This is a genomic window from Streptomyces sp. NPDC001728 (genome assembly GCF_040297565.1).
Classification (GTDB): domain Bacteria; phylum Actinomycetota; class Actinomycetes; order Streptomycetales; family Streptomycetaceae; genus Streptomyces.
Map to the genome: position 1 here is coordinate 1 of NZ_JBEOZK010000020.1, position 12,746 is coordinate 12,746.

At 72.2% G+C, this 12,746-nt stretch carries 9 protein-coding genes and 1 pseudogene; 6 read left to right on the forward strand and 4 right to left on the reverse strand.

Going from position 1 to position 12,746, the window contains the following annotated elements; all coding sequences use genetic code 11:
- A pseudogene (locus tag ABT154_RS25875) lies at positions 1-4,394 on the reverse strand (polymorphic toxin type 27 domain-containing protein); the annotation flags it as partial.
- Between the two features lie 489 nt (positions 4,395-4,883).
- Here ABT154_RS25875 and ABT154_RS25880 point away from each other — a divergent pair.
- Together ABT154_RS25880 and cpt are read left to right on the forward strand one after the other, a co-directional pair.
- Positions 4,884-6,086: a Cmx/CmrA family chloramphenicol efflux MFS transporter gene (locus tag ABT154_RS25880; protein WP_351859784.1), complete on the forward strand. Its 1,203-nt coding sequence runs from the start codon at positions 4,884-4,886 to the stop codon at positions 6,084-6,086.
- An 85-nt stretch (positions 6,087-6,171) separates the two neighbouring features.
- Positions 6,172-6,705 (forward strand): chloramphenicol phosphotransferase CPT, encoded by a 534-nt coding sequence (gene cpt, locus ABT154_RS25885; protein ID WP_351859543.1) that lies wholly within the window; start codon positions 6,172-6,174, stop codon positions 6,703-6,705.
- 43 nt (positions 6,706-6,748) lie between these two features.
- Here the strand turns inward: cpt and ABT154_RS25890 are convergent, their stop codons facing one another.
- Positions 6,749-7,738, reverse strand: coding sequence for a glycosyltransferase family 2 protein (locus ABT154_RS25890; protein ID WP_351859545.1), 990 nt, complete (start codon positions 7,736-7,738; stop codon positions 6,749-6,751).
- Positions 7,739-7,845: 107 nt separating this feature from the next.
- Here ABT154_RS25890 and ABT154_RS25895 point away from each other — a divergent pair, with 107 nt between their 5' ends.
- Complete coding sequence (locus ABT154_RS25895; protein WP_351859547.1) at positions 7,846-8,313, forward strand: GtrA family protein; 468 nt, start codon at positions 7,846-7,848, stop codon at positions 8,311-8,313.
- Positions 8,314-8,328: 15 nt separating this feature from the next.
- Positions 8,329-9,825 (forward strand): hypothetical protein, encoded by a 1,497-nt coding sequence (locus tag ABT154_RS25900; protein WP_351859549.1) that lies wholly within the window; start codon positions 8,329-8,331, stop codon positions 9,823-9,825.
- A 106-nt stretch (positions 9,826-9,931) separates the two neighbouring features.
- On the opposite strand, the gene ABT154_RS25905 is transcribed toward ABT154_RS25900, so the two are convergent.
- The gene (locus ABT154_RS25905) at positions 9,932-10,201 is read right to left on the reverse strand and encodes a DUF4031 domain-containing protein (protein ID WP_317877529.1); all 270 of its coding nucleotides are present in this window, start codon (positions 10,199-10,201) and stop codon (positions 9,932-9,934) included.
- The gene (locus ABT154_RS25910; RefSeq protein WP_351859786.1) at positions 10,198-10,554 is read right to left on the reverse strand and encodes a DUF8819 family protein; all 357 of its coding nucleotides are present in this window, start codon (positions 10,552-10,554) and stop codon (positions 10,198-10,200) included. Before ABT154_RS25910 ends, ABT154_RS25905 begins: the two co-directional genes overlap by 4 nt.
- A gap of 203 nt (positions 10,555-10,757) precedes the next feature.
- Between ABT154_RS25910 and ABT154_RS25915 the strand changes: the two genes are divergently transcribed.
- Positions 10,758-11,675 (forward strand): MurR/RpiR family transcriptional regulator, encoded by a 918-nt coding sequence (locus ABT154_RS25915; RefSeq protein WP_351859551.1) that lies wholly within the window; start codon positions 10,758-10,760, stop codon positions 11,673-11,675.
- Between the two features lie 106 nt (positions 11,676-11,781).
- Positions 11,782-12,711 (forward strand): N-acetylmuramic acid 6-phosphate etherase, encoded by a 930-nt coding sequence (gene murQ / locus ABT154_RS25920; RefSeq protein ID WP_351859553.1) that lies wholly within the window; start codon positions 11,782-11,784, stop codon positions 12,709-12,711.
- Positions 12,712-12,746: the final 35 nt, after the last annotated feature.

Here is a 12,746-nt window from a genome sequence, read left to right on the forward strand (position 1 = left end):
GCGGCATTGGCGGCGGTCGCCTGCTCCTTGGAAGCGGTGACCAGCGCCTGGACCTTGCCCCGGGCCTTCGCGAGGTCCGTCTTCGCCTTGTCGAAGAGGGCCTGCTTGGGCTTGAGGATGTGGTCCGGGTCCCGCTCCAGCTCGTCGTGCCAGTACTTCTGCCAGCGCAGGATCTGGTCGGCGAACCAGGCCTGGCCGATGGCCTCGACCATGTTGTCGGTGGCCTTGCGGGTGGCCGCGGCGGCGTCCGCCTCGGCCTGCGTGATCAGCGTGCGCGGGGCGGCCTGACCGGCGTACTCCGCCTCCCACTCGGCCGAGGCCTGCGAGACGGCCTCGCTCAGGGCGTTGCGCGGGTCGGTCGGGTCCGCGTGGTTGCACGTGGCCCACTGCTGCTTGAGGTCCTCGACCTCGACCCGGAACTCGGGCGAGCCCTCGGTCAGCTTCTGCCGGGCGAAACCACCGTTGCGCAGGTACGTGGCGATGTCGGCGGACGTGGTGCCACCGGAGAACCGCGTCTGGTTGACGCTGGAGTCCCGCAGCATGACGTCGGCGGCGAAGTCGTGCCAGCTGTCGAGGCCGCGGTTCTGCTCGGTGATCTGGCGGGCCTTGGCGACGGCCTCGGGGCTCGCGTTGGTGTGCGCGTCCCAGCCGATGCGGTCGGCCATCTTCGCCTGCGTGGAGTACGTGTAGGCGCTGATGTCGGCGCCGAACTCCGGTGCGTGCAGCGTGATCCCGTCGTCGAACGAGCTCATCGCGTACGGGCGGTTGGCGTCCTCCAGGAGGGCCTTGCGTGCCGCGAACGTGTCGAGGTACGCGTAACCGGCCTCCCGGTCCTGGTCACTGGCCTGCCCCAGGGGCATGAAACCGATCCAGCCGATGTCCCCGATGACGGCCTTCAGGTCGTCGTTCGTCCCGGACAGGCCCTGGATCGCGATGGCCTTGGTCTTGGCGCCGCCCGCGTGCAGGGCGACACCGGCGAGGCACCGGTTGAGACGCGGGGTGCTGCGGACGTCACGGATGACGGCCGTCAGCTCGGTCAGCCGCCGCAGGGCGTTGTCGGCGTCGTCGAAGATCTTCCGCAGGCCCGTGGAGACCTGCTCGATCGCCAGCGCGAGCGCGGGCATACGACCCACGATCACGGCCGACGAGGGGATGTCGACGAGCTCCCACAGGCAGTCCTCGACATCGGAACCGGCCAGGCAGTCCTTGACCTTCGCGGCGTCGAGCTGCTCGAAGAGGATCTGCCCGCCGTTCGCGGTCGCCCACTCGACGATGTCCACGGAGACGGCCGCGAGGCCCTTGCGGTAGTCGTCGACACAGGTCTGGCCGCAGGCGTCGAGGAGGATCTTCTCCTCGCGCTGCCCGAGGACCGGCCAGTTGGACGCGCCGCCCTTGATGGGAGTGACGCCCTGGGCCAGCGCGTCCTTGTGCGCGGCCTCGTTGCGGTCGCGCTGCTGCTGCTCGGCGAGCCTGGCGGCCTCCTCGGCGGCCGTGCTGTTCCCGGCCGCGTCGGACGCCTTCGTCTCGGCGTCCTTGGCATCCTGCTCCGCCTGGGACGCCTTGTCCTGCGCGCCCTTGGCGGCATCGGCGGCCCGCCCGGCCTTCTCGTTCGCCTCGGCGGCGTGCCGCTCGGCGTCCGTGGCCTCACGGTCGGCCTCGATGGCGGCGTTGCTCGCCTCGTCCGCCGTGAGGCGGGCGGAGACGGCGTCGTTGCCGGCCTGGGTGGCGTGGCCCGAGGCGGCGTCGGAGGCAGCCTTCGCGCCCTTCTGGGCGCCGGAGGCCTCGGCCGCCGACGCCTGGGCGCGGGTCACGGCCTCGACGGCGCGGACCGAGTCGGCGGCGGCGCGGGCCGCCGCCTGGGCGGCGAGCTTCGCGTCACCGGTGGCCTGCGCGGCGGTCTGCTGCGCGGACGCGGCGGCCTCAGCGGCCTCCGTCGCCTTGGCCTCGGCCGCGGCGGCCTGCTGCTCGGCGACCGTCTTCGACGACTGGCCGACGAGCACGGCGAACGCGGCGGAGCTGTCCTTCTCCTGGTACGGCGTACCGATCGCGATGGCGTCGCTCGCGGCGGCCACCGCCTCCTTGGCGCTGTCACGGGCGGCGAGCGCGGCCTGACCGGCGGCGTACGCACGGCCCAGCACGGTCGCGGCCGACTTCAGTGCCTCGGCGGCGCTCGTACCGGCGGCGAGCGACTCCTGCTCGGCCTTCTTGGCGAGCGCGGTGGCGTTCTCCGAGGCCGTGGCGGCGTTGTCCGCGCGGGTCGCCGCGTCCTGGGACGCGTCGAGCGCGACGGCGGCGGCGGCGTGCGCGGTGGAGGCCGCGCCGACCGACGTGTAGTACGCCGACCAGGCGCTGCCCGCGGAGGCCTGGGCCCGCTCGGCGGCGCCCTCCGCCGTGGTGGCGGCGGTCCGCGCGGTGACGGCGGCGGCCGTGGCCTGGTCCGCCGCGGTCTGCGCGGCGGTGGCGGCTGTGGCGGCCTGGGTCGCTGCCGTACGGGCCGCCGTGGCGGCGGCCCGGGTCTCGGCGGCGGCGGCCGAGCCGGCGGCGGCGGTGGCCGCCGCTTCGAGGGCGGCGGCACGGGCGGCGGTGGCCTGCTTCGAGCGGAGCGCGGCGACGGCCTGCTCCCGGGCGGTCTGCGCGGCCTGCGCCCTGGTGTTCGCCAGGGTGCGCTTCGCGGTGGCGTCGGTGGTCGCCGTACCGGCGGCCGTATCCGCGCTCTGCGCCGCGGTCTTCTGCGTACCGGCCCGCTGCTCGGCCTCCACCGCCTTGGTGCGCTCGGTGGCGGCCTTGGCGCGGGAGGCGACGGCGGTGGCCTGCTCCGTCTGCGCCTTGGCGCGCTCGGCGGCGGCGGTCGCGGCGGCCGTCTTGGCCTTGTCGCGCTTCTGCTCGGCCGTCGTACGGGCGGCCTTCGCGGTGTTCGCGCTCTCGGTGGCGGCCGTGGCGTTGGCCTCGGCGCTGTCCGCGGCGGCCTTCGCCTGCGCGGCGGCCTCCTCGGCGGCGACGCGGCGGAACTCCGTGCTGATGGCGTGCGACTCGGTCTGCGCCTTGGCGAGGAGCGCGTCGCTGGTGGCGATCGTCGCGTTCGCGGCGGAGAGCGCCGTCTCGGTGGCCTTCGCCGCGGCGGTGGCCGCGGCGGCGGAGGCGCGGACGACCTGCACCGACTGCTGGGCGTACATCAGGCCCCGGCCGCGCGGCACGTGCGCGGTGTCGGCGACGGCCCACGCCTCCTGCTGCGCGGTGGCCGCCTGCGTCGAGGCGGTGGCGGCCTTCGCCGCCCACGCCTTGGCCGAGGTGACCGCGGCGGCGGCGTTGGCGCGGGCCTGCGCGAGGTCGGCGGTGGCCTTGTCGTAGAACGCCTGGTCGGGCTTCTCGAAGATGGTGTCCGGGTCGTTCGCGAGGGTGTCCACCCAGTGCTTGCGCCAGGTCAGGATCTGGTCGGCGAGCCACGCCTGCCCGATGGCCTCGACCATGTCGTCGGCGGCCTCGCGGGTCGCCTTCGCGGCGTCGGCCTCCGCCTTGATGATCGTGGCGCGCTGGGCCGCCTGCCCGGCGTACTCCTGCTCCCACTCGACCATCGCGGTCATGACCGGCTCGTTGAGGACGCGGCGCGGGTCGAACGGGTTCTGGTAGTCGCAGCCGGCCCAGGCCTGCTTGAGGTCCTCGACCTCGACGCGGTACTCCGGGGAGTCCTTGGCGAGGGGGGCGACGACATAGCCGCCGTGCTTCAGGTAGGACGCGATGTCGCTGGAGGTCGTCCCCCCGGAGTACCGGGTGTTCTTGACCTCGCTGTCCCGCAGCATGATGTCCGCGGCGAAGTCGTGCCAGTCGTCCTTGCCCGTGTTCTCCTCCATGAGGGCACGGGCGCGGGTGACGGCCTCGTCGCTGGCGTTGCTGTGGCCGTCCCAGCCGAGACGCCAGGCGAGCTGGGTCTGGGTGACGAGGGTGAAGTGGGAGACGTCCTCGCCGAAGGCGGGGGCGTGCCACTCCATGCCCTCGTTGTTCCAGGCGGACTCGCGGTAGGGCTCGTTGGCGGTGTCGAGGCCGTTGGTGCGGGCCTGCACCATGTTGGCGTAGGCGCTGCCGGCTTGTTTGTCGGCGTCGGCGGCGAGGCCGAGGGGGCCGAAGCCGATCCAGCCGATGTCGCCGATGGCGTCGCGGAGCTGGGTCTCGGTGCCGGTGAGGCCCTCGATGGCCTTGGCCTTCATCTGCCCGGCGCCGAAGTGGAGCGCCACTCCGGCGAGGCAGCGGTCGAGCCGTCGTGACGCGCCGATGCTGTTGCGGGTGAGGCCGGTGTCCTCCTCCGGCACCGTGTCGGCCGTGGCCGGGGGTGCCTGGACGAGGCCGGTGAGTACGGCCGCGGCGGTGACGAGGGCCACCGTGCTGGTGGCTCTGGTCACGGTGGACCGTAGGCGACGCCGGCGTCTGCCGGCGTCTCTGAGCAATGACATGGTCTGCCTTTGATCTCTCGATCGACCGGCAGTTTCAGCCATGGGCATGACAGCAGATCCCCGGGCACGGCAAGTGCCGGCGCCTTCGTCCCCCACGAACCGACACTGCCGCTTACCCTGCGACGATGTCACGCGTGATTGCTCGCGTGAAGATCAAATAAATGCCGCCAACCGCGTACGGGACACCGAGTGCGGACAAAGCAATCGCTCGGTTGATCATCTTGTTACCGGTTGTACGGAACCTCCGCGCATCCGGCCGTCCCAAATGTCGAGATCCCCGCCGGTCCGGGAATGACAGGCACAAACCCCAGGTTGACGCATGTCATGCCGTCAACCTCCGCCGAGCCCACCGACCCCACCGACAAGACCCCCGGGGCCACCGGGACCGCCGACGCCCACGGAGCCGGGCCCGCGCCCGTGCCCGGCGGCGACCGTCGCATGCCCCTCGCCGTCTACATCCTCGGCCTGTCCGTCTTCGCCCTCGGCACGAGCGAATTCATGCTCTCCGGCCTCCTGCCGCCCATCGCGGAGGACATGAACGTCTCCATCCCCCGCGCCGGACTGCTCATATCCGCCTTCGCGATCGGCATGGTCGTCGGCGCCCCGCTCCTCGCGGTGGCGACCCTCCGCCTCCCCCGCAAGACGACCCTGATCGCCCTGATCACCGTCTTCGGACTCGGGCAGGTGGCCGGCGCCCTCGCCCCCAACTACGCCATCCTCTTCGTCTCCCGGATCGTCAGCGCCCTCGCCTGCGCCGGCTTCTGGGCGGTCGGCGCGGCCGTCGCCATCGCGATGGTCCCGGTCGGCTCACGCGCCCGCGCCATGGCCGTCATGATCGGCGGCCTCTCCATCGCCAACGTCCTCGGCGTCCCCGCCGGCGCCTTCCTCGGCGAACACCTCGGCTGGCGCTCCGCGTTCTGGGCGGTCGGCCTCGCCTCCGTGATCGCGCTCGTCGGCGTGATCACCCGCATCCCGCACATCCCGCTCCCCGAGACCAAGCCCCGGCTCAAGCGCGAGCTCGCCATCTACCGCGACCGCCAGGTGCTCCTCTCCATCGTCGTCACCGCCCTCGCGGCGGGCGGGGTCTTCTGCGCCTTCTCCTACCTCGCCCCGCTCCTCACCGACGTCTCCGGACTCGACGACGGCTGGGTCTCCGGCGTCCTCGCCCTCTTCGGCATCGGCGCCGTCGTCGGCACGACCATCGGCGGCCGTGTCGCCGACGCCCACCTCTTCGGCGTCCTGCTCAGCGGCATCGCCGCCTCCACCGTCTTCCTGGTCGCCCTGGCCCTCTTCGCGTCCAGCCCGGCCGCGACGATCGTCCTGACCTTCCTCCTCGGCGTCTCCGCCTTCTACACGGCCCCCGCCCTCAACGCCCGCATGTTCAACGTCGCGGGCGCCGCCCCCACCCTCGCGGGCGCCACCACCACCGCCGCCTTCAACCTCGGCAACACCGGCGGCCCCTGGCTCGGCGGCACCGTCATCGACGCGGACCTCGGCTACGCCTCGACGGCCTGGGCGGGCGCGGCGATGACGGCCGTGGGCCTGGTGACGGCGGCGGTGGCACTCAAGCTCCACACATCCACCTCCCGCGTGGTGACGGCCGGAACCCCCCGGCGGGAGAAGGCCGTCTCGTCCTGCTGAACCCCTCGCGGACGCGCGCGGACGGCCCGCGCGCGTCCCCGGAAAATCGCGACGAGGCGGGCCGTCACCGGCCTAGGGTGGCGCGGTGACAACCCAGATGATCATTCTCAACGGTGGTTCCAGCGCCGGGAAGTCCGGCATCGTGCGGTGCCTCCAGGCCGTACTTCCCCAGCCTTGGCTGGCGTTCGGGATCGACTCCCTCATCGACGCCATGCCCGCCGCGATGCGGAGCTCCGACGACGGCATCGGGTTCGCCGCCGACGGCGGCGTCAGCGTCGGGGGCGACTTCCGCGCCCTGGAGGGCGCCTGGGCCCAGGGCCTCGTCACCATGGCCCGCACCGGCGCCCGCGTCGTCGTCGACGACGTGTTCCTCGGCGGCGCCGGGTCCCAGGAACGCTGGCGGGGCTTCCTCGGCGACCTGGACGTGCTCTGGGTCGGCGTCCGGTGCGAGGCCACCGTCGCCGCGGCCCGCGAGACCGCCCGGGGCGACCGCGTCGCCGGGATGGCCGCGAAGCAGGCGGACCTCGTCCACCGGGGCGTGGCCTACGACATCGAGGTCGACACCACCCACACCGAATCGCTCGACTGCGCCCGCGCGATCGCGGGGCGCGTTTCCTGAGGCGTACGGCTCGGTAGCCGGTACCGCTGAAGGACGCGGAGCGTCAGGCGGCGTGGACGTCCGAGCCGGAGACGGCCGCTTCCGGAAGCGCGTCCGGCACGAAGTCCGCGCCGAAGGACGGCGCCGGGTACATGAGGTGGGCGAGGCGGGACTGCTCCTGGCGCATGTGCATGAACGATTCCAGGATGTACCCGACCAGGAGCACGAGCACCGCGATGATCATGACGGAGGCGGCCAGGATGGCGGTGGGGAAACGCGGAACGGTGCCGGTCTCCACGAACTCGGCGATCACCGGCACGCCCATCGCGAGCGACACGAGGGCCAGCAGGCCGGCGATGGTGGAGTGGAACAGGGAGGGGCGCTGGCGGCGGGCGAGGCCCATGATCAGCTTCAGGATGCGCCAGCCGTCCCGGTAGGTGCGGAGCTTGCTGACGCTGCCGGCCGGCCGGTCCTTGAAGTCGACCTCCAGCTCCGCGGTGGGCAGACGCAGGCTGAGGGCGTGCACCGTCATCTCGGTCTCGGTCTCGAACTCCCGCGAGAGGGCGGGGAACGACTTGATGAAGCGGCGGGAGAACACCCGGTAGCCGCTCAGCATGTCGCTGACGTCGTTGCCGAACAGCGACCGCACGGCGCCGGTGAGCATCTTGTTGCCGACCGCGTGACCGGCCCGGTAGGCCGTGTCGGTTATCTCGCGACGGGCGCCGACGATGTGGTCGTAGGGGCCTTCGAAGAGCAGGTCGACCATCTCGCGGGCGCGCGTGGCGTCGTAGGTGTCGTCGCCGTCGATGATCAGCAGCGCGTCGGCCTCGACGTCGGCGAAGGCCCGTCGGATCACATTGCCCTTGCCCTTGCGCAGCTCCTGCCGCACGATCGCTCCGGCCTTGAGGGCCTCGGCGATGGTGTTGTCCGTGGAGGCGTTGTCGTACACGTAGATGACGGCCTCCGGGAGTGCTGCGCGCAGGTCACGGACGACCTTGCCGATCGCGGCCTCCTCGTTGTAACAGGGGACGACGCAAGCGATCACGGGGCTCATGTGAAGGTTCCTCTTGGTTACAACGAACGATGTGGAGTGTTCGAGAAATTCGTGGGGATGCTACCTCGCGTTTGTAGATTCAGGTCGCACAAGTTTACGTTTCCGCCATGATGCGGTTGACGGCTTGGAGCCGACGTGTGCCCGCCTGGGCGCGGAACATGGGGCGGGAGGTCGCGGCCTTCGGCGTGGTCGGAGCGCTCGCGTTCGTCGTGGAGACCGCGAGCTTCAATCTGCTGGTCTTCGGCCTGCCGTCCTCCGACGGCGGGACTCTCGGGAGCATGCCGGTCGTCGCATCGGTCGTCGCCACCCTGCTCGCCATGGCCGTGAGCTGGGTCGGCAACCGCTACTGGACCTACCGGGACCGCCGTGGTGCCGTCGACCGGCGTGAGCTCACGCTGTTCGTGGGCGTCAACCTGGTGGGCATGGCGGTCACCGCCTTCCCCCTGTACATCTCCCACGAACTCCTCGGTCTCGGGTCGCCCTTCAGCGACAACGCGGCCCGGCTCGTCGGCTGGGCCGCGGCGACACTGCTGCGCTTCATCGCCTATCGCAGCCTCGTGTTCACCCGCTCCTGAGAGGACCCGACCCACATGCCCGGCACCATCGACCGGTGGACCGCGACGCTACGCGACGCCCGACGGCGCGGCTCGCTCTGGCCGTGCGCCCTGGCAGCCATCGCCGCGGTCTGCGCCTACGCCGTGTCCGTCGTGTTCCACCCCGGATACTTCAGCGCGGACAGCCTCGTACAGATGAGGCAGGCGCTGGGCGAGATGCCCATGGAGGACTGGCACCCTCCGGTGATGGCCCTCCTGTGGAAGATCCTCATCGACTCCACGGGCGCCGTCTCGGCCATGGCCGCTCTGCAGACCGTCGCGCTGTGGGTGCCGCTGTGGCTCCTCGCCACGCTGGTGTGGAAGAAGACCGGCAGTCGCGGACTCTCCCTCGCGATGCTCGCCGTCGGCCTGGCCCCGCACGTCGTGACCTTCACGGGAGTGGTGTGGAAGGACGTGCACCTGGCGTACGCCCTGCTCGCGGTCTGCGTGGTCGCGCTCCTCGCACGTGAGCTGCCGGCGACCGGCCGGACCAGGACCCGCTGGGCCCTCCTCGCCCTGGGCGTGCTGTTCCTCGCGTACGCCGTCCTGGTCCGCAAGAACGCCTTCCCCGCCGTCATCCCGGTCTTCGTCCTGCTGGTCCTCGCGCTCTGGCCCGCCCCGGGCCGCCGTCGCTGGCTCGTCGCCACCGGTGTGCTCGTCGCGGTCACCGTCGGCGCCGACACCGCCGTGAACGCCGCCACCGACCCGCGGCCCACCCGCCAGTACGCGCAGATCCCGCTGGACGACCTCGTCCACGTACTCACCCCGGTCCAGGTGCGCGCCGCCGCCGACAAGGCCGGCGCCGATCCGGCCCTGCGTGACGGCCTGGCCACCGCCGCCGCCACGTGCCAGACCAAGAAGATCCCCTCGGACGCCTACTTCCACTGCTACCAGCGCGACACCGCACCGGACCCCCTGTCCCCGCGGAACGTCGACGTCATGCTGGAGATGTGGACCCAGCAGATGCCCAAGCACTGGCAGAGCTACGCCGAGTACCGCCTCCAGCTCTTCGGCAAGCTGCTCTTCCAGACCAACTACCCCTTCCAGAACGGCACACGGGCACAGCCGTCGCAGCAGCCCGACGCCATCGTGAACACCCCCTCCAACGAGTTCCTGAAGTCCACGCTCCGGTACTACGTGCTCGGCTTCGTCCGTGACGTGCCGTTCCTCTTCCAGGGGTGGTTCTGGCTGGCCGTCTCCATGGTCCTCGCGCTGCGCCGCCGGTGGATCGGCCCCTACACCCGAGAGCTCCGGCTGCTGGGCGCCAGCTCGGCCCTGTACATCCTGGCCTACCTGCCCGTCTCGCCCGAGTCCAACTACCGCTACGTGTACTGGCCCGCGATCGCCGGGACCGTCGCCGTGCTGCTGATCGTCTCCGCCCACGTGGTGAAGCGTCGGGCGAAGGCCGCCGCGAGCGCCGCGGCCGACAGGACGGAGGCACCCGAGGCGGACGAGGCCCGTCCCACCGAGTCCTTGGCCACGCAGCCGGCGTGAACGTCCGAAGGGGGGGTCCGGAGTGATCCGGGCCGCCCCTTCGGCGTGCCAGGAGGCCGACGGACCGTCAGGGCACGGCCCACCCCCGTAAACCGGCAGACCCCCCTCAGGGCGCCGGCCGCCCCTTCGGCCGGCGCAGCCCCGCCTCCGTGAGCCGCCGCAGCAGTTCCTTCGAGCCGACCTCGACCGCGCCGCCCTCCACCGCGTCCCGGTACCGGTCGGAGGGGATGTCGTAGTGGTCCCGCTCGAAGGCGCGGGGCGGGGCGCCGATCGAGGCGGCGAAGGCGTGCAGCTCGTCGAAGGAGACGTCGCTGACCAGGTGGGACCACATGCGCCCGTGCCCCGGCCAGGTCGGGGGGTCGATGTAGAGGGTCACGTCAGACCGCCCACCGGGGCGACGACCACGCCCTGCTTGCCGCAGACCCAGTGCGGGTCCGGGCCCAGTTCGGGTTCCACGTCCAGGGCGTGCGGGTCGCCGGTGGAGCAGACCGGGCAGAGCGGCCAGCGCCCGTAGCGTTCGAGCAGGGCGTCCTGGACGTCCTGGGCGACGAGTCCGGCGACGTACGTGACGCCCTCGGGCCACTGCTCGACCCACCAGCGCCGGTGGGTCACGGCGTCCTCCACCATCGACACGACCTCGGCGGCGGCGACGTCGCGGGCCACCAGGTCGGCCAGTACCAGCGCGCGAGCGGCGTGGAGAGCCTGCTCCACGGGGTCGATGTCGTCCATGGACTCATTGTCACTCGCCACGGGAGAACCGTACGAACGCCGCCGGCCGGCCGCACGACCGCCGCGCTGCCGACCGTACGAACGCCGCGCTGCCGACCGTACGAACGCCGCTGGTCGCCCCGTACGAAAGGGACCAAGGTCCCCTCCCGATCCGGGACCGACGGGGTCTTGTCGCCCACCCCCGCCGAAAGTATCTTTCAGATGTGACCAATATTGTGAAGGAAAGTTTCACGAGCGACGCGCCGCCCGCACCCGCCGCCCTCGCGGCCAAGGTCCGGACCCTCGCGCCGTCCATGACCCGCTCGATGCAGCGGGTCGCCGAGGCCGTCGCCGGAGACCCGGCCGGCTGCGCCGCGCTCACGGTCACCGGCCTCGCCGAGCTCACCGGGACCAGCGAGGCGACCGTCGTCCGCACCGCCCGCCTCCTCGGCTACCCCGGCTACCGCGACCTCCGGCTCGCCCTCGCCGGGCTCGCCGCCCAGCAGCAGTCCGGCCGGGCACCCGCCGTCACCGCCGACATCGCCGTCGACGACCCGATCGCCGATGTCGTCGCCAAGCTGGCCTACGACGAGCAGCAGACCCTCGCCGACACCGCCGCCGGACTCGACACCGTCCAGCTCGGCGCCGCCGTCGCCGCCCTCGCCACCGCCCGCCGCATCGACATCTACGGCGTCGGCGCCTCCGGCCTCGTCGCCCAGGACCTCGGCCAGAAACTCCTCCGCATCGGCCTGCTCGCCCACGCCCACAGCGACCCGCACCTCGCGGTCACCAACGCCGTGCAGCTGCGCTCCGGGGACGTGGCCATCGCCATCACCCACTCCGGCTCCACCGGCGACGTCATAGAACCGCTCCGGGTGGCCTTCGACCACGGCGCCACCACGGTCGCGATCACCGGCCGCCCGGACGGTCCGGTCACCCAGTACGCCGACCACGTCCTGACCACCTCCACCGCCCGCGAGAGCGAACTGCGCCCCGCGGCCATGTCGTCCCGCACCAGCCAACTCCTGGTCGTGGACTGCCTGTTCACCTGCGTCACCCAGCGTACGTATGAGACGGCGGCCCCTGCCCTCGCCGCCTCGTACGAAGCCCTCGCCCACCGCCACTCACCCCGCAGCCGCTGACCGGCCCCACCAGGCCACTCACACCCGCACCCGCACCCGCCGACCGGCCGCACCAGGCCGCCCGAACCCCCCCGCACCCGCCGCACCACCCACGAAAGAGCCTCTCGTGTCCACCACGTACTCCGAACTGCGCGCCCAGCTGGCCACCCTCACCACCGAAGCGTTCCGTCCGGAACTGGCCGAGATCGACCAGCTCCCCACCGCCGAGATCGCCGCGCTCATGAACGGAGAGGACGCCACCGTCCCCGCCGCCGTCGCCCGGCAGCTCCCCGCCATCGCCGCCGCGATCGACGCCACCGCCGAGCGCATGGCCCGCGGCGGACGCCTCGTCTACATGGGCGCGGGCACCGCAGGCCGCCTCGGCGTCCTCGACGCCAGCGAATGCCCGCCCACCTTCAACACCGACCCCTCCCGGGTCGTCGGCCTGATCGCGGGCGGCCCGTCCGCCATGGTCAAGGCCGTCGAAGGCGCCGAGGACTCCAAGGAACTCGCCGCCGAGGACCTCACCACCCTCGGCGTCACCGCGGACGACACCGTCGTCGGCATCTCCGCCTCGGGCCGCACCCCGTACGCCATCGGCGCCGTCGAGCACGCCCGCGCCCAGGGCGCGCTCACCATCGGACTGTCCTGCAACGCGGACAGCGCGCTCGCCGCCGCCGCCGAACACGGCATCGAGGTCGTCCCCGGCCCCGAGCTGCTCACCGGCTCCACCCGGCTCAAGGCGGGCACCGCCCAGAAGCTCGTCCTCAACATGATCTCGACGATCACCATGATCCGGCTCGGCAAGACCTACGGAAACCTCATGGTCGACGTCCGCGCCTCCAACGAGAAGCTCCAGGCCCGCTCGCGGCGGATCGTCGCACTGGCCACCGGAGCCCCGGACGAGCAGATCGAGGCCGCCCTCACCGCCGCCGACGGGGAGGTGAAGAACGCGATCCTCATGATCCTCGCCGACCTCGACGCCCCGACGGCCGCCCAGCGGCTCACCGTCTCCCAGGGGCACCTGCGTGCGGCGCTGCACGCGAAGTCCAGTTGAGCCCGCTCCCCTCACAAGCAGGCACTGAGCCCGCT